General features: G+C 50.1%; 18 protein-coding genes. 3 read left to right on the top strand and 15 right to left on the bottom strand.

All coding sequences use genetic code 11. The annotated features are described in order from the left end of the window. Positions 1 to 2: 2 nt before the first annotated feature. From HMPREF1250_RS05640 to HMPREF1250_RS05630, 3 genes are read left to right on the top strand one after another with little or no spacing between them, the layout of a single operon-like run. On the top strand, positions 3 to 488 hold the full coding sequence (locus tag HMPREF1250_RS05640; protein ID WP_023053701.1) for a sigma-54 factor activator interacting domain protein: 486 nt from the start codon (positions 3 to 5) through the stop codon (positions 486 to 488). Next, positions 485 to 1276 (top strand): hypothetical protein, encoded by a 792-nt coding sequence (locus tag HMPREF1250_RS12165; RefSeq protein WP_036242818.1) that lies wholly within the window; start codon positions 485 to 487, stop codon positions 1274 to 1276. Before HMPREF1250_RS05640 ends, HMPREF1250_RS12165 begins: the two co-directional genes overlap by 4 nt. Before the next feature lie 27 nt (positions 1277 to 1303). Then, positions 1304 to 2767 carry a sigma-54 interaction domain-containing protein gene (locus tag HMPREF1250_RS05630; RefSeq protein WP_023053661.1) on the top strand — a complete coding sequence of 488 codons (1464 nt, stop codon included), beginning with the start codon at positions 1304 to 1306 and terminating at the stop codon, positions 2765 to 2767. A 251-nt stretch (positions 2768 to 3018) separates the two neighbouring features. Here HMPREF1250_RS05630 and HMPREF1250_RS05625 read toward each other — a convergent pair whose 3' ends face one another. The 15 genes from HMPREF1250_RS05625 to HMPREF1250_RS05555 all read right to left on the bottom strand — a co-directional run bounded on the left by HMPREF1250_RS05625 (position 3019) and on the right by HMPREF1250_RS05555 (position 15934). Further along, positions 3019 to 4131 (bottom strand): 4-hydroxybutyrate dehydrogenase, encoded by a 1113-nt coding sequence (locus HMPREF1250_RS05625; RefSeq protein ID WP_023053697.1) that lies wholly within the window; start codon positions 4129 to 4131, stop codon positions 3019 to 3021. Positions 4132 to 4221: 90 nt separating this feature from the next. After that, complete coding sequence (locus tag HMPREF1250_RS05620) at positions 4222 to 5277, bottom strand: elongator complex protein 3 (RefSeq protein WP_023053708.1); 1056 nt, start codon at positions 5275 to 5277, stop codon at positions 4222 to 4224. Between the two features lie 77 nt (positions 5278 to 5354). After that, positions 5355 to 6068 carry a ribonuclease III gene (gene rnc / locus HMPREF1250_RS05615; protein WP_036242816.1) on the bottom strand — a complete coding sequence of 238 codons (714 nt, stop codon included), beginning with the start codon at positions 6066 to 6068 and terminating at the stop codon, positions 5355 to 5357. Between the two features lie 14 nt (positions 6069 to 6082). After that, positions 6083 to 7339, bottom strand: a complete 1257-nt coding sequence (fabF, locus tag HMPREF1250_RS05610; protein ID WP_023053710.1) for a beta-ketoacyl-ACP synthase II — start codon at positions 7337 to 7339, stop codon at positions 6083 to 6085. Between the two features lie 35 nt (positions 7340 to 7374). Beyond that, on the bottom strand, positions 7375 to 8331 hold the full coding sequence (locus HMPREF1250_RS05605; protein WP_023053673.1) for an NAD(P)H-dependent flavin oxidoreductase: 957 nt from the start codon (positions 8329 to 8331) through the stop codon (positions 7375 to 7377). A 69-nt stretch (positions 8332 to 8400) separates the two neighbouring features. Then, entirely contained in the window at positions 8401 to 8646 is a 246-nt protein-coding gene (locus HMPREF1250_RS05600; protein WP_023053709.1) for an acyl carrier protein, read from the bottom strand. A gap of 35 nt (positions 8647 to 8681) precedes the next feature. Further along, complete coding sequence (gene fabG, locus HMPREF1250_RS05595) at positions 8682 to 9425, bottom strand: 3-oxoacyl-[acyl-carrier-protein] reductase (protein WP_023053681.1); 744 nt, start codon at positions 9423 to 9425, stop codon at positions 8682 to 8684. A gap of 1 nt (position 9426) precedes the next feature. After that, on the bottom strand, positions 9427 to 10368 hold the full coding sequence (gene fabD / locus HMPREF1250_RS05590) for an ACP S-malonyltransferase (RefSeq protein WP_023053713.1): 942 nt from the start codon (positions 10366 to 10368) through the stop codon (positions 9427 to 9429). Between the two features lie 15 nt (positions 10369 to 10383). Further along, positions 10384 to 11379, bottom strand: coding sequence for a beta-ketoacyl-ACP synthase III (locus HMPREF1250_RS05585; RefSeq protein ID WP_023053705.1), 996 nt, complete (start codon positions 11377 to 11379; stop codon positions 10384 to 10386). Next, entirely contained in the window at positions 11363 to 12382 is a 1020-nt protein-coding gene (gene plsX / locus HMPREF1250_RS05580) for a phosphate acyltransferase PlsX (protein ID WP_023053662.1), read from the bottom strand. Before plsX ends, HMPREF1250_RS05585 begins: the two co-directional genes overlap by 17 nt. A 16-nt stretch (positions 12383 to 12398) precedes the next feature. Next, positions 12399 to 12941, bottom strand: coding sequence for a transcription factor FapR (gene fapR, locus HMPREF1250_RS05575; RefSeq protein WP_023053669.1), 543 nt, complete (start codon positions 12939 to 12941; stop codon positions 12399 to 12401). 151 nt (positions 12942 to 13092) lie between these two features. Next, the gene (locus tag HMPREF1250_RS05570) at positions 13093 to 13323 is read right to left on the bottom strand and encodes a YdbC family protein (protein WP_023053707.1); all 231 of its coding nucleotides are present in this window, start codon (positions 13321 to 13323) and stop codon (positions 13093 to 13095) included. A 106-nt stretch (positions 13324 to 13429) separates the two neighbouring features. Continuing rightward, a complete protein-coding gene (locus HMPREF1250_RS05565) occupies positions 13430 to 14266 on the bottom strand; it encodes a YitT family protein (protein ID WP_023053711.1) in 837 nt (278 codons plus the stop codon). Next, positions 14263 to 14679 (bottom strand): hypothetical protein, encoded by a 417-nt coding sequence (locus HMPREF1250_RS05560; protein WP_023053686.1) that lies wholly within the window; start codon positions 14677 to 14679, stop codon positions 14263 to 14265. The genes HMPREF1250_RS05565 and HMPREF1250_RS05560 overlap by 4 nt, the downstream gene beginning before the upstream one ends. A 13-nt stretch (positions 14680 to 14692) precedes the next feature. Continuing rightward, complete coding sequence (locus tag HMPREF1250_RS05555) at positions 14693 to 15934, bottom strand: DUF3084 domain-containing protein (RefSeq protein WP_023053663.1); 1242 nt, start codon at positions 15932 to 15934, stop codon at positions 14693 to 14695. Positions 15935 to 16372 lie beyond the last annotated feature (438 nt).

The following is a 16372-nucleotide window of genomic DNA, read 5'->3' as shown; positions in this document are numbered from 1 at the left end:
CGATGACAACCAAAACAGCCCTTTCTCAGGCGCAGCAGCAAGAACAGCAACTCCGCGTCTATCAGCTGCAATCGCTCCATTTACTCAGCTTGTCAAATGAAGAATTGCAAGATTTCCTGCAACAAGCGTACCGGGAAAATCCGTTGATGGACTACAGGGCTCCCGTCAAAAATCATGACAACACTGCAGATATCTGGGACTTTCTCGCGGCTCCTGAAGAGAAAAAAATAAAAAACTACATCTTGGAACAATTGAATCCCCAGCTATATTCGTCCCAACAATGGACGCTATTGTCTTACTTAGCGGAATTAGTGGACGAAGACGGTTTTCTTGTTTTGGAAAAAAAGGCTTTCCTTGCACGCTGTCCGCTTCCGGAAGGACTGTTTGATTCTTGCCTCGCCATTTTACAAAGCCTGAATCCGCCGGGAATCTGTACAGCTTCCGTTACCGAATGCCTGCTGGAGCAATTACGCAGAAAAAAAAATTGACACCGGAACTCTCCCTGTTAATCAGCGCCCATTGGCAGGACATTCTGAAAGGCAATACAACACATCTCGCGCGGACCTTATCCTGGTCAAAACAGAAACTTCAACAACTTGTCGCCGTCATAAAAGAATTGCACCCCTATCCCCTTTCAGGCCTGACCAACGGGGAAACGAACTATATCATACCTGACATTATCGTACAGAAAGATACTGGCTCCGTCCAAATCACGTTAAATGATAGCTGGATCGGCGCTTATTCACTGGACAAGCATTATTTGGAAATGATGCGGACGACGACGGACAAGGAGTTAAAAAGCTATTTTAAAGACAGCTATTATCGCTGTGCCTTTCTCCTCGCAAACGTGGAACGCAGAAAAAAAACGTTGCTTTCCGTAGCGACGGCTATTTTCAACTGGCAATATGACTATATCCTCAAGCATGAACCGTTAAAGGCAATGACCCTCGCCGATATTGCCGAAAAAACGTCGCTTCACTGTTCTACCGTCAGCAGAGCCATAAAACATAAATACATTCAACTGCCGACAAAAACGGTACCTTTACGTCACTTATTTCAACATAGCATAAAAGGAGAACTCTCTTCCTACACCATAAAAAAGCGCTTGCTCTCACTGGTCGAAGGAGAAAATAAATTACAGCCTTTGGGCGACAATACGCTGGCATCGTTGCTGTCAAAGGAATTCAACGCCAATGTTTCCAGACGGGTCATCGCAAAATACAGGACAGAACTGCATATTCCCAATTCTTATCACAGGAAGTATACTAATACATAATAAGAACAACGAATATACGAGGTTGCTATGAAAAAAATTTCTATTTTCTCCACTGTAAACGAGGCTGCTGAACGTTTAAATGACATTATAGAGCATTCCTTTGACGGTATTTTTATCACAGACGGAGAAGCAAACGTATTGAAAATGAATCAGGCCTATACGGACATTACGGGCTTAAAAAAAGAAGATCTCCTTGGGAAAAACATGCTTGATCTCGTAAAAGACAAGGTCATTTCTCAATCGGGATCGTTGATTGTCATGAAAACAAGAAAGCCTGTTACGCTGCAGCAATACTTTAAAACGAAAAAACAGGCACTGATTACGAGTTCCCCTATTCTCGACAAATCGGGCCAGCTCATCATGATCGTCACGAATGTCCGTGATCTGACGGAAATTTATAATTTAAAGCAGGAAGTAATGGAAAAAACGGCAAAAATGGAACGTCTGCGCTTGGAATTGAGCCACCTGCAGGAAATCTCCAACACCGAACAGTTAATTGTCTACGACGATGCGTCCCTGTCCGTCCTTCTGCTTTCCCGGCGCGTAGCGCCTATGGATACGACGGTCATGCTGCTAGGTGAAACGGGCGTCGGCAAAGAAGTAATGGCTAAATATATCTACCAACACAGTATCCGTTCAAAAAACAGCTTCATCAAAATCAATTGCGGTGCAATTCCGCCTGCCCTGATTGAGAGTGAACTGTTCGGCTATGAAAAAGGGGCCTTTACCGGCGCTAATAAAAATGGCAAAATGGGACTTTTCGAACTCGCCAATAACGGCACCTTATTTCTCGACGAAGTCGGAGAATTACCAAAAGACATGCAAGTAAAATTATTACGCGCATTACAAGAACAGGAAATCGTCCGAGTCGGCGGAACAACGCCGATAAAAATCAATACCCGCATCATTGCCGCGACGAACAGAAACTTGGAAGAAATGGTGCAAATGAATAAATTCCGGGAAGATTTATATTACAGATTGACCGTTTTTCCTATTTATATTCCGCCCTTGCGCGTCCGAAAAAAGGATATTACGCCGCTAGCCAATTTTTTCTTGGAAAACTTGAACAAAAAATACAGCTTCAAAAAGACACTGACACCTACCTCTATTCAATTACTTCACGAATATAACTGGCCGGGAAATATCCGTGAATTGAAAAACATCATCGAACGCGCCGTCATCATCAGTTCAAAAGACGAAATAGCCCCCCATGATTTACATCTTCACTCCCATTCAGGATTGAATGTCTATAATGAAGAAGAAACTTCCGCCCTCGGAAATACGTTACACCTCCCGGAAACGTCAAATTTAAAAGACACGCTGGATAAAATAGAATGTCACTATTTAGATCACGCGTATAATTACTACGGAAATGTTCGGGATGCAGCAAAAAGCCTGAATATGACAGCCTCCACATTCGTCAGAAAACGGCAACGTTTTGAAAGAAAGGAGAAAAAAACAGACGCCGTCACGGAAGATACGACTGAATGACATATCCGTACAGCTTATCTTTCTCATCTCTGTAAAGGCACTGCAGTATTCTTCATATGCCGGTCTGCAGGCCCTCTTACGGAAATCGCCGGTTCTTGTGTTCGTCGATCCCAACATCCCCCATCGGTAATCCGATGGGGGATGTTGCCTAAAAAAAAGAACAGCCAGTCCTTTCGGACTCACTGTTCTGAAAAAATCTCCTTCGGCGGCGCCTTTGCGCTTTTGCCAGTAATTTTTATCTGCTGAAACGTTTAAAACAGTTCCTTGTAAATCGTGTAATATTCGTCTCTTGTAAACGGAACAAAGTTATTGTCCGTCAAGCGTTTCTGGTCATTGACGACGGCATCCGTAAAAATCTGCAAATCCGCTTCCGTCACGCCGTATTCCCGAAGGGGCTTTCTCGGCAGCACCCGATCGAGCAAATCCGCCAATGCCTCATATACATTGCCGGGAGATACAGTAAGCAAAGCGGCGATAAAAGCATTTAAAACGGCAATTTCTCCATCCGACTTAATGTTCATATAATGCTTCATCACGCCTGTAAACATGGCGTAATTTGATTCGCCGTGAGGCACATGATACGTAGCGCCTAACGGATAACTCATGGCATGAACGGCGGCGCAGCCGGCATTTCCGAAGGCGATGCCCGCATAGGTGCTGGCCAACAGAAAATCTGCCAGCAACGGGATCCTCGCATCCCTTCCGTGGTCCCTAATCTGCAGATAGCCTTGAATGATCATTTCAATCGCTCGATAGCTGAAAAATTTCGTCGTCGTAGAGGCCTTCGGTGACAAGGCGGATTCCACGGCATGAACCAACGCGTCAATGGAGCTTGTTGCAAACACACGATACGGCAGCGTTCGCAGCAATTCCGGCACGAGGACAGCGCAGTCCGCATAAAACGCATCCGTCGCCAGCCCTTTTTTGGTCTGTCTGCTCTGCAGCGCCAGAACGGCCACATTGGTCACTTCACTGCCGGTACCGCAAGTCGTCGGCACGATGATCAGTTCCCGTCCTTTTTCGGGCACAATCTTTCCGTCGTAAAGATCGAGGATCGGCACAGCGGTCCGTAATGAAAAGAATTTCGCCAAATCAATAATCGTACCGCCGCCAACGGCAATAATGCGTTTTGCAGCGTGCGGCAAATCGGCATAAATCGCCTCCGCCATCTCATCAGACGGCTCGCCGGCGCCGTATTCTTCTTGATACACGACATGGCACGGCAAATGTAACTTGGAAAAAAACGGTTCATACAAATAGCGGTTCGTCAACATGACGTCATTATCGTCGATCTGCAACGCGTCTGCCATTTCCTTGCACGTTTCAAACCGAAGCAGCGTCGGTTTGACCATTAATTCCTGCATGACAAGCCTCCTTTTGGATACAATAAACGCCCCTTATCCGTATTATAGCACGTTCTGTCACCAAAGGGAGGATCCGGCCATGATCGTCATTTAATAGCGTTGTAGCGCCTTCCCTTGTCCGACGATGATCTGCCAGCAGTGTTCCCGCGTCGTAACGAGGAGCGTGCCTTCCGGCAGTCCGTTGTCTTCCTGCCAGCGGACAGTTCCATAGTGCGCCGCCGCTCTTTTCGTGCTGTTCTTATATCCTCTTGCCCGGGAAGTATCGCGTCGGCCATAGGAAACGGTAATTTCTCCGCCTTTTGTCAAGGTGTCAAGGACAGCGAAAAGCTGCTGCCGGTAACGCAGCGTGTCCACCATTTCCCCCATTGCCGGCGCATAAGCGCCGCCCAAAACCTGTACGCCGTCATCCAGTTCCTCCGTCGCCTGCAGTCCCGTACGGATACAGGGAATCCCGGTCTCAGCAAAGGCCTGCTTCATGTAAGCCGCCCGCTCGACGCCTGCCGCAACGGTCAGCGGCACATAAGTTCCTTGTCGGTATGCCGCCGCCAGCTCCGTATCCGCAATGACAACGACAGGATAAATACGGGTAAAATCCGGTTTCAGACGACAGATTGCCGTCGTCGTCAACACCAGACTCCGCCAACTTTCTCCCGGCAGTCCCGGCATCAACTGATGACCGACGGCAAACCGACGCCGGCGCAGCAGAGCCGTAGCCTGCCCGACATCTGCGGCCGTATGTCCCCGTTTGGCCCGCTGCAATACGGTGTCATCCATCGATTGAACGCCCAATTCGACCGTCTTCAGCCCATATTGCGCCAGACGATCGAGCACAGCTTCCGTAATACAGTCCGGACGCGTCGAACAGCGGATTCCCTCAATAATCCCCTTCTGCAGTGCCGCATACGCCGGACGAAGGAGTTCTTCCTGCAGCGCCGCCGGCATCGCCGTAAAGCTGCCGCCGTAAAAAGCAACTTCCCAACGCCGCCTGCCGGCATCGTGTTCGACGTAACGCCGAATGAGCCGTTCTACTGCCGCACCGTCAGGAACCGTATGCCTGCCGGTGATTTTCCACTGATTACAGAAGACACAGCGGTAAGGACAACCGATATGGGGAATAAAAATCGGAATGATTGATGGCTTCATCATTTCCCGCCCTTCTTGAAAATACTTACGTAAATAAAAAGGACACAGCACGATGTACTGCGTCCTTGTATACGCTTAATTTACGCCAATGCGTTCAACGTTTTCAACGCTTCATGCGCAGCATGTTGTTCCGCATCTTTTTTCGTCTTGCCGGCGCCTTTGCCAAGAACACGGCCGTTGACGGCAACGGCCATATAAAACGTCTTGTTATGATCCGGCCCCTCTTCATGATCCAAAAAATACGCGATGGACTGCTCTCCTTTGCGCTGCACAAATTCCTGAAAGAGCGTCTTATAATCTTTGCCGTAATTACCGGAATCGACGAGCTGCAAATAAGGCCGCAGCCGGCAGAGAATAAAGGTCTGCGCCGCCTGGTAGGAAGAATCAAGATAGATCGCTCCGACGACGGCTTCAAAGGAGTCTGCCAATATGCTCGGACGCGTTTTTCCGCCCGTTGCCGCCTCTCCCTTGCCGAGAAGCAGGTAATCGCCCATATGGAAATCACAGCAGACGGAAGCCAGCGGCGTTTCACTGACAACGCTGGCTCTGGCTTTGGACAACTCTCCCTCCGGCATATTCGGATAATGACGGTATAAATACTCGCCAACGACCAGATCAAGAATGGCATCGCCTAAGAATTCCAGCCGTTCGTTATGAAAAATATGGTGAAACTTGTTTTCATTGGCATATGACGAATGCGTCAATGCCCGATCAAGGAGATTCAAATCGTGAAAACGGGGCAGTCCCAGCGTAAGGACAAACCGTTCCAATTGTCGCTTTCTCTCACCCTTCATGAACCGGCACGTTTCTACGCATCAGCGAACTTTTTAAATAAGAGTGTCGCATTATGACCGCCAAAACCGAAAGAATTGGAAATGGCAACCTGAACATCGGCGGCAACAGCCTGGCCAGGAACATAGTTGAGACCCATCGCTTTGATTTCATCGTCCCCTTCGATAAAATTAGCAGTCGGATGAACGCGACCGTTATCGATCGTCAACGCACAGACAATCGCTTCAATGGCACCGGCGGCGCCCAACAAATGACCGGTCATGGACTTCGTCGAGCTGACGAGCATCTCCTTGGCATGGTCGCCGAAAACGGTACAAATCGCTTTGGATTCATTCAAATCATTAAGGTGTGTCGAGGTGCCGTGCGCATTGACATAATCAACGGCCTCAGCAGAAACATCAGCATCGGCGAGAGCCAACGCCATGCATTTGGCTTGCTGCACACCTTCCGGAGCGGGCGCCGTAATGTGATAGGCGTCGGCATTGCTACCATAACCGCCAAGTTCACAGTAAATATGTGCGCCGCGTTTTCTGGCATGTTCCAACTCTTCCAGCAGAATAACGCCGGCCCCTTCGCCCATGACGAACCCATCACGATCCTTATCAAAAGGCCGGGATGCATGCGTCGGATCATCGTTGCGCGTACTGAGCGCCTTCATCGCTGCAAAGCCCGCTACGGCGCCGGGGGAAACGGCGGCTTCCGTACCGCCGGCAAGGGCGGCGTCCAATTCACCGCGCTGAATCATGCGATAAGCGTCGCCGATCGAATTCGTGCCGGTAGCGCAAGCCGTAACGACACCGGCACAATGGCCGTTCAGGCCAAAGGTAATGGATACCTGGCCGGCTGCCATATTCCCGATCATTTTCGGTACGACGAAAGGATTGACTCGGGACGGTCCTTTGTCGAAAAGTCCCTGATAAAGATTATGAAGCGTTTCCATACCGCCAATGCCTGAACCGATGATCGTACCGATGCGATCCCGGTCTTCCTGAGCCAAATCGATGGCGCCATCCTTCAAGGCCAAGGCGGCGGCAGCTACGGCATACTGCGTATAGGAATCCATGTGACGCGCTTCCTTCCGGTCAATGCCGTAATCGGTAATGGTAAAATCTTTCACTTCACCGGCTATACGCACCGTATATTCGGCTGCATCAAAATGGGTAATCGGCCCGATGCCGCTTTGTCCTGCCAAAACGGACTGCCAAAACGCATCTTTGCCGTTGCCGACGGGAGAAATAACGCCTAACCCCGTAATTACTACTCGTTTTTCCAATCTGTTCACCTCATCACTTCATCATCACACTGTACTCAGTCAGGAATTTCTTCCATTTCACGTTTCAAATAGGCAAATATTTCCTTCACAGACAGAATCTCATGAATTTCACGCATCCGTTTACCGGAAAAGACGAGTCCCGTTTCGACATCGCCCTGCTGCGCCCGTGTCAACGCCCGAATAATGCAGTATTTGTGACTGCATTTTTTCAGACAGGAATCACAGACGACGGGCTTCGGCGCCTTGTCCATGAGTATTTTTTCCGAAAAAGGAGTGCGGATAGCCTGTCCGGGAAGACCGACAGGACTGTGAACCAGGATAAAATCTTCCGGGTTATTCGCACGTAAATAGACCTTTTTCAATTCGTCCGAACCATTCGCTTCCACACTCGCCGCAAAGCGACTGCCCATCTGCACGCCGTTTGCTCCCAAACGGAGCATGGCCGCAATGTCTTCACCGTGCAGTACACCGCCGGCGCCGATTACGGGAAGGTCGACGACAGCCCGTACTTCCGGTACAATATCACGGCTCGAACGATTGGTTCCCAAATGCCCGCCTGCTTCCGCGCCTTCAACAATAATCGCAGCCGCACCCAGGGATTGGGATATTTTCGCCAGTTTCGCTGATGACACAATCGGGACAATAGGCGTGCCCGATTCTTTTCCCCATGCGAACATATCGCGGGAAAAGCCTGCGCCTGCGACAACCAGATCGATTCCTTCATCAATTGCAGTGGCAACCAGGCCCTTAAACTCACGAGCCGCTACCATTACATTAATACCTATGATTCCGTCAGGAGCCATTTTTTGGGCCAATTGAATTTCATACCGCAACTCATCGAAAGGCATACCGGATGCGGCGATGAGTCCTATACCGCCTTCATTTGCAACAGCTGCCGCCAAAGGCGCCGTTGACAGGCGAATGGCCATCCCGCCTTGGATGATCGGTACTTTTGCGATAAGCTTACCTATTTTTAACTCCGGCAGCTTCACTATATTTTCCTCCAATCAAGATTGCCGTCAGGGGGAAATGAACTCTCCCCCGCCGGCATTCAGTCTTGCTTATGCTTTTTTTTCTTTTTCGATGTAATCCACCGTATCTTTTACAGTTTTGATCTTTTCCGCCACATCATCGGGAATTTCGATATTGAATTCTTCTTCGAAAGCCATGATTAATTCAACGATATCCAAGGAATCAGCGCCTAAATCATCGATAAAAGCAGCTTCCATCTTGACTTCTTTTTCGTCAACACCGAGCTGTTCAACAACGATACCTTTAACTTTTTCAAAAGTAACTTCTTCGCTCATTTCCGTTCACCCCCTTTCAATTGGTTTAGTTATATTTACATCACCATGCCGCCGTCTACATTAAGAACTTGGCCGGTAATATAACTGGCTTTTTCGGAAACCAGGAACAGAACGGCTTCCGCCACCTCTTCAGGCCGAGCGGCCCGCCCCAGCGGAATGGATCGTTTCAGATCGTCTTTTGCGGCATCGCTCAGAACCGCCGTCATGTCCGTATCGATAAATCCGGGGGCAATAACATTGGCCCGGATATTCCGGCTTGCCAATTCTTTGGCAAGGGATTTTGTAAAACCGATAACGCCGGCTTTGGCAGCCGCATAATTCGCCTGTCCCGCGTTGCCCGTAAGACCGACGACGGACGAAAGGTTGACGATAGCGCCGCTGCGCTTCTTCATCATGATTTTCGTCACTTCTTTTGCACAATAGAACATGCCGTTCAAATTCGTGTTGATCACAGCCTGCCAATCAGCCTGCTTCATGCGCATCAACAGTCCGTCCCGCGTAATGCCGGCGTTATTGACCAAAATATCGATAGTACCGAAAGCTTCCATGACTGCCTTGACCATTGCGGCAACGGCCTCTTCTTGCGCCACATCGCATTGCAGCGCCACCGCTCTCGTCCCGGCCGCTTCAATGAGCCGGACCGTTTCTTCCGCCGCCGCCGTATTTCCTGCATAGATGACGGCGACATTGGCGCCTTCCCTGGCGAGAGCAACGGCAATAGCTCTGCCAATGCCGCGCGAACCACCGGTAATAACGGCAGTTTTACCTGTTAAAAGCATTTTATCTGACCCCCTGGAAAAATTCAAGCGTTTTCTGTAAGGACGGTATATCTTCTACGTTTTCACTGTGAATCGATTTGTCAATTTTCTTGTTAAAGCCGCACAGCGTCTTGCCCGGACCGGCCTCAACAAAGACGTCGGCGCCGCACTGCCGCATAGTCCGCGTACAGTCGATCCAAAGCACGGGGCTGGCCGCTTGAGCCACAAGATTCTGCTTGATTTCGGCAGCCGCCGTTTCAACCCTGCCGTTAACGTTGGCAACAACAGGAATCTCGGCGTCATTAATCGTAATTTCTTCAAGTACTTCTGCCAGTCTCTTCGCAGCCGGCTCCATGAGCGTACTGTGGAAAGGAGCACTGACAGAAAGCATGACGGCGCGCTTCGCACCGGCCTTTTTCAATTCGGCGGCCGCTGTTTCCACGGCCTTCGCCGCACCGGCGATAACGGTCTGACCGGGGCAATTGAAGTTAACGGCTTGTACGGCTCCGCCTTGCAGCGAAACGGTATGACAAATTTCCTTGATCGTATCATCGTCAAGGCCAAGAATGGCAGCCATGGCCCCTTCACCAAGGGGAACGGCGTCCTGCATGAACTGACCGCGCAGCCGAACGGTCTTGACGGCGTCGGCAAAAGACAAGGCCCCGGCGGCAACTAAAGCGGAATATTCGCCCAAACTGTGGCCGGCAACGATGTCGGGACGGATCCCTTCCTGCATCAAAACGCGGCAACAAGCTGTGCTGGCCGTCAAAATAGCAGGCTGCGTATTAAAGGTCTTCATCAATTCTTCGTCAGGACCTTCAAAGCAAAGTTGCGTCAAAGAAAACCCCAGCGTATCATCGGCTTCTTCAAAGACTTCCCTGACCAACGGATAGGCTTCATACAGATCCTTCAGCATGCCTGTCTTCTGCGCGCCTTGTCCGGGAAACACGAATGCAGTTTTCATAGTCATGTCACCTCATCAATACCATTTCATGATGATGCTGGCCCAGGTAAGGCCGGCACCGAATCCGTCTAAACAAACGATATCGCCCCGCTTCATCATGCCCTTGCGATTGGCTTCGTCCAAGGCGATGGGAATGGAGGCTCCCGACGTGTTGGCATAACGTTCAATATTGACATATACCTTATCCATCGGTACATGCAGCCGCTTAGCCGCCGATTCGATAATTCGGATATTGGCCTGGTGAGGAACCAGAACATCAATATCTTCCTTTTTCAGTTCCGCCCTTTGCAGCGCCAATTCAGCGGCATGAGGCATGGCCTTGACGGCAAACTTATACACTTCCTGGCCGTTCATGACGGCATAAGCCGAACCGTCTTCGCGCATGGCGTCCGTAATGGGCGTTTCAATCCCGCCTGTCGGCACCGTCAAAAAGTCCCCGCCGGTTCCGTCGGCGCCCATAGCGCTGCTGAGGATACCGTAACCTTCAGGCACTCTGCCGATAACGGCGGCGCCGGCGCCGTCTCCGAAAAGAACGCACGTCGAACGGTCTTTCCAGTTGATGACGCGGGAAAGGACTTCCGCTCCGATGACGAGGATCGTATCATAATACCCGTTTTCAATGAATTGAGACGCAATTGTCGATCCGTATGCAAATCCCGAACAGGCAGCTTCCAAATCAAATGCCGCCGCATTGACAGCGTGAAGCTCCGCCTGAACCAGGCAAGCCGTAGACGGCGTAGAACGGTTCGGCGTCAACGTGCAGACGATGATCAGATCGATCTCTTCCGGCGCGATTCCGGCCATCGTCAAAGCTTCCCTGGCCGCGCCTACGGCCAAATCCGACGTATTGACGCCGTACGGAGCAACATGCCGTGCACCGATGCCCGTTCGCGACCGAATCCATTCATCAGATGTATCCATCATTTTTTCCAGATCTTTATTGGTCCAAACTTGATCGGGCACACAGTGACCTGTCCCGAGAATACCCGCTGGTCTAGCTTTCACTATCATATTGTTCTCCTTCTTCTATGCTGCTGCGTATATGACCGACGACATCCTGATCGACAAGTTCACCGGCTACACGTACAGCACGTTTTATCGTTTTCGCCTTCGATGAACCGTGGCAGATAATAAAACTGCCGTCGACTCCCAACAAAGGCGCGCCGCCGTATTCTGTAAAGTCCAAGCGTTTGCCAAGCTTTTTCAGGGCCGGATAAACAGCCAAGGCGCCGAGCTTGGCAATAAAACCGCCGTGTTTTATTGCCTCCTTGACCAACTGGATGATAAACATGGCGATGCCTTCGGCAAACTTAAGTATTACGTTGCCGACAAAGCCGTCACAAACGACGACATCGACCTTTCCCTCGGTAATATCCCGTCCCTCCACATTGCCGTAAAAAGAAATCGTCTTTACTTTCTCGAGCATGGGATAGGTGGCCTGAGCAAGCTCGTTGCCCTTTGAAGCCTCTTCACCGATATTGAGAAGCCCGACGCGCGGTTCGCCAATTCCCAGAATATACTTGGCATAATGCGTCCCCATAATAGCGCCCTGCACCAGGTGCTTCGGCTTGCTGTCCGAATTGGCTCCTGAGTCCAGCAAAACCGTAATACCCTTCTTCGACGGAATCGGCGTCGCGATACAGGGCCGTTCAATCCCCCTGATCCGCCCCAATCCCAAAAGGGCCGCCGTAACGGCGGCGCCGGTACTGCCGGGTGCTACGACGGCAGCACATACGCCCTCTTTTACCAAGCGAGTCGCTACAACAATGGAAGCATCTTTCTTTTTGCGAATTGCCTGCGCCGGATGTTCTCCCATTTCGATGACTTCACCGGCATGAACGACAGCGAGACGCTCACTTTCTTTCGCGCCGTACTTCTTCAAGACTTGTCTTATCTTCGTTTCATCACCGACAAGAACAACATCATAGTCATACGATTCGACGGCGTCGATCGCACCGAGAACAACCTGCTCCGGCGCGTAATCGCCCCCCATAGCATCTACAGCTATTTTCATACCCTTCCAACTCCCATTAATCTAAAGACTCTATGATAAACTTAGCGCGAAAAACTTCTTTGGCGCTCTTGCGAATTTTCACCCACACATAATGCTTTTGATCCCGCCGGCGGATGACTTCCGCTTTCGCCACCAGCTTATCGCCGACGGTTACAGGCTGTTTATATTTGATATTGCCTACGGCAACAATGCAAAGCGGTAAGTTCAGTACTGCCCGCGTCAGTGAACTGGCCTGCGTATATAAATACTGCGAACGCACAATACGCGCCTCATCAACCATATCCTCCGTCGCCGTGAGAATGGAAATGGCATTTTTACCGACAGTGCAGTCGACAAGCTCGCCCATGACCGCTGACGCGTCCTTTCGCGGCTGCGCCGCTTCAGCCCGTTGTTTGATGCGGATGCGGAGCTCCGGAATCCCCAGGGCCATGCGATCGAGACGTACAGTCGCAATGCTGACGGAGAATTCATCAGCCAATTCTTCATCGTTGATGAAAGGATTCTCTTCTATTCGTTTTTTCAACAGCATGTGCCGCTTGTCCCGAGCTATGCGAACCATCATACCACCTGTGTTTATGACCAAGTATTAATAGTACATGTTATTATTGAATTATATAATGTTTCTGTCCCTTTGGCAAGGAATACTAAAAAAAGTATGCTGTCCGAATATTCTGATTTAGAATCTTCCCAACAGCATACCCATCCCTTCCTTAATAGGCGTCGAAATCAATTTCATTCAATACGTCCCGAAGCTTCATCAATTCTTCTTTCGTCAACGTAATCCCCTTTGTCATAGCCTGATAGTCAGGATCCCAGGAGCGCAGGTCAAACTTGGGCGCCCGGTTATTCCAACTGATATACGTAAGCTCTTTACGCCAGCCGTCTTTATTCTCCGACAAGGTTCCGCATACATCTTCAATATTAAAATTCAACTGTGCCATCTTATTCCTCCTAAATCCCACCAGGTATACTGCTAATCTATATATAGTATGATAACTTGTAATTCTTTTCTATAATAGCAAATATATGAATTCTGTCAACTGAGAATCACGGATGACTGCGCCGTCGAAAAAGCCCGCCTTGCGCTTCCTGAATCGGAAACACGGAAATGAACGCATTCTCATCAATCCGATTGACCGCATTGCGGAGCTGCATGATCTCCAATCGGGACACGACACAGTATAAAATCAACGTTTTCTGCCGGTTGTAAGCGCCTTCACCATACAACAAGGTGACGGCACGATGCAGGTCCCGGGTGATACAACGGGAAACTTCATCATTCTTGGACGTCACGATGAAGAGCCCCTTCATTTCATCAAGCCCGTTCGTCACGACGTCTATCATCTTGTACGCAATAAAATAGGCGACCAGCGAATACATTGCGCTGTCCCAGGAAAAAACGAATCCCGAACTGCCTAGGATAAAGAGGTTGAAAAACATAATAATTTCACCGACGGAAAAGGGAATGTGTTTATCGGCAATGATCGCCATAATCTCCGTACCGTCCAGTGATCCGCCCCAACGGATAATCAGGCCGACGCCGAGACCGATGATAATGCCGCCGAAAATCGTGGACAAGAAGGGATCCGCCGTAAGCGGATCGTAATGAAAAAAATTGTTCCACAACGACAGACACAGGACGGCAAAGAGCGACGCCAACGTGAAATGCACGCCGATCTTATGGTAGCCGATGACGAAGAACGGTATATTCAGCAAAACGATGAAAACGCTGAAGCTGATGCCCGTCAGGTGCGCAGCCATCAGCGCAATGCCGACGACGCCGCCGTCAATGACGTGATTCGGTACCAAAAACACATCGAGACCGATCGTATAGATCAATGCGCCGAAAGCCAAGCCGACGGCTCTGAGCAAATATGCAATCATAGTTTCTCTCCCCTCTGCCGCAGATAACGGAGTCCGATAATCCAGGCCACGAAATCGTCGACAGGTTCCGGAGGGTATTGCAACGACAGCGGCCAGAAGCGGCGCCAACCGCGGCGCGGCGTGTATTTCCAATAAAGAGCGCGCCCTTCAACAGTTGTAAATTTCTCGTCCACCAGGGCAAAAGCGATCTCCCGTCCGCCGTCGTGAATCCACTGCTCCGCCACGGGCTGCAGCCGTCTGTGATTCGTTCCGTCGCCCATGACCATAGTTGTAAAACGATAACCTGTATATATCCTGTCAAAAACCTCTCGCAACTTTACAGTCGCTGCAATCTCTTTGTGCAGCAATGCGCCGTCGTCTTCCACGACGGCAATGCCTGTTTTCTCAGATCCCGGATCAATTGCCAATATCATTGCCAGCCCTCACTCAAAAACGTTCCGAATCGACGTCGATCGTAATATCTAGCGGCCCTGCCGTATAAACGTCGGCGGCGGCGATGGCACGAAGAATGACATGCCGTCCTTCAGCCCCCTTGATACGCGCTATCGTATCAAACATTTTCGCCGCCGTAAGAGCACCTACATTGCCTGTCAGCGGATCCGGCAACAACCCGGCTGCCTGCGCTTTCTGATTGACATTGTGAAGGAAATGAATGACCTGGTATTCCGCTTGTCCCTGTATCTCACTGCTGTCGATTCGTTCTTCAAAAACGACGTCGCCGCGATGGTAAATCAAATTGTTCGTATACACCGCCACATGAACCAATGCCGGTTCGCCGAGAATAATATTGCCGGCAGCCGTAACGCGGACGAGTTTCTGTCCCGTTTCCGCCTGACTCAACTGTTTGACGACAGCATCGAACTCTTCCTGAGAAATGTACAATAAAACGGCCTTATCGTCGGTTATCCCCAAATGGAGACGAATTCCCGTATTGATCTGATTCATAACGCTGCTCAGCTTTTCACGCGTCGCCGCTTCACTCTCGCCGGACGGCAAAACAGCGCTGGAAAGAACTTCGCCGACGCGGAAAAGAACCGTCCCCTCCCGGATCGTCGTCACCGATTGATTCAGCAGTTTATTCCGTTCATCCAGGGCCTGTACCGTTTTTGTCAAACGCGCTTTCGTCTCCTCCAACGCGGCGATCTCTTCACGGGAACTCGTCAGATTCCGCGTCGCTTCATCGTAAGCGACCTGCACCAAATCAAGCTGCCTGCCCATATCATCACGAGCCGTCTGTGCCTGATCCAGATCGAGCAGCGTCAAGCGAAGTTGTTCGTTGGCGCCGTCCAACTGGGTTTCCTGCAATTCCAACAGCGCCTCATTCTGTGCTAGCAGTTCATTCTTCTCCGTCATCTCCCTGCCGAGCAACTGCGCCTGCGATAACAAGCGATCCCGTTGTTCTTCCAACGCCGCTTGCTGTTGCCGCAGCTGTTCCATACCGAAAAGAGCGATACGGACGTTTTCCGACAATACGGACATAACGCCCAGCGTCACGGCGGAAATACTGATGCCCGTCAAAATGGTGATCAGAATAGATGTATATTTAGGGCGAAGCCCGAATAATTTGATCTTGCGCTTACCGACTCGGGAACCGATTTTATCGCCCAAATAGGCAATAACGCCCCCCATAACGGCTAAGACAAAAAGCATGGTAATTCCGTATGCCATGATACACCCCCTGTACATGCAATCTGCGTAATGATTGTTTTCTATTATAATTTAATTATACATTAATAGTATGTGATGATAAAGGGCTCCCGACGACAATCAGACAAGATCACGCAAAAGTGACAAAAGCCAATTGCAGCCGCGCCTTTACGTTTACAGCAAAATCCATAACACCTCACAGTCAAACTTGTCAGGCACGCCTCCTACAGCCCAGGATACAAGCAAAAACACCTGGCTCCTATTGCCCTTATGCCTTATTTGCAATTGAAAAACATCCCTTACGGCAATAAGGAGTTGCCATAAGGGATGTAAAGAAAACAAGAGTGAGCTTCTGCCCGCTTGTACCGCCCACACATCAGAATCTGTATGTCGCCTGAATGCGCGTGTAATCGCCGAGCGTGAAGTTTTCACTGCCGTAGAGCGTATCCCGCTTGCCAA

The organism is Megasphaera vaginalis (ex Srinivasan et al. 2021), assembly GCF_000478965.1.
Classification (GTDB): Bacteria; Bacillota; Negativicutes; order Veillonellales; family Megasphaeraceae; genus Megasphaera; species Megasphaera vaginalis.
Note: the sequence above shows the minus strand (reverse complement) of the source record. Positions and strands in the feature narration are given on the sequence as shown.

Bases quoted from the DNA above. Each gene is read 5' to 3' on its own strand.
- HMPREF1250_RS05625 (WP_023053697.1), bottom strand. From the start codon at position 4,131: ATGCAGGAATTAATGGTCAAACCGACGCTGCTTCGGTTTGAAACGTGC.
- fapR (WP_023053669.1), bottom strand. From the start codon at position 12,941: ATGGTTCGCATAGCTCGGGACAAGCGGCACATGCTGTTGAAAAAACGA.
- HMPREF1250_RS05570 (WP_023053707.1), bottom strand. From the start codon at position 13,323: ATGGCACAGTTGAATTTTAATATTGAAGATGTATGCGGAACCTTGTCG.
- HMPREF1250_RS05565 (WP_023053711.1), bottom strand. From the start codon at position 14,266: ATGATTGCATATTTGCTCAGAGCCGTCGGCTTGGCTTTCGGCGCATTG.
- HMPREF1250_RS05620 (WP_023053708.1), bottom strand. From the start codon at position 5,277: ATGATGAAGCCATCAATCATTCCGATTTTTATTCCCCATATCGGTTGT.
- HMPREF1250_RS05555 (WP_023053663.1), bottom strand. From the start codon at position 15,934: ATGGCATACGGAATTACCATGCTTTTTGTCTTAGCCGTTATGGGGGGC.
- plsX (WP_023053662.1), bottom strand. From the start codon at position 12,382: ATGAAAATAGCTGTAGATGCTATGGGGGGCGATTACGCGCCGGAGCAG.
- HMPREF1250_RS05585 (WP_023053705.1), bottom strand. From the start codon at position 11,379: ATGATAGTGAAAGCTAGACCAGCGGGTATTCTCGGGACAGGTCACTGT.
- HMPREF1250_RS05640 (WP_023053701.1), top strand. From the start codon at position 3: ATGACAACCAAAACAGCCCTTTCTCAGGCGCAGCAGCAAGAACAGCAA.
- HMPREF1250_RS05600 (WP_023053709.1), bottom strand. From the start codon at position 8,646: ATGAGCGAAGAAGTTACTTTTGAAAAAGTTAAAGGTATCGTTGTTGAA.
- HMPREF1250_RS05630 (WP_023053661.1), top strand. From the start codon at position 1,304: ATGAAAAAAATTTCTATTTTCTCCACTGTAAACGAGGCTGCTGAACGT.
- fabG (WP_023053681.1), bottom strand. From the start codon at position 9,425: ATGCTTTTAACAGGTAAAACTGCCGTTATTACCGGTGGTTCGCGCGGC.
- rnc (WP_036242816.1), bottom strand. From the start codon at position 6,068: ATGAAGGGTGAGAGAAAGCGACAATTGGAACGGTTTGTCCTTACGCTG.
- HMPREF1250_RS05560 (WP_023053686.1), bottom strand. From the start codon at position 14,679: ATGATATTGGCAATTGATCCGGGATCTGAGAAAACAGGCATTGCCGTC.
- fabD (WP_023053713.1), bottom strand. From the start codon at position 10,368: ATGAAAACTGCATTCGTGTTTCCCGGACAAGGCGCGCAGAAGACAGGC.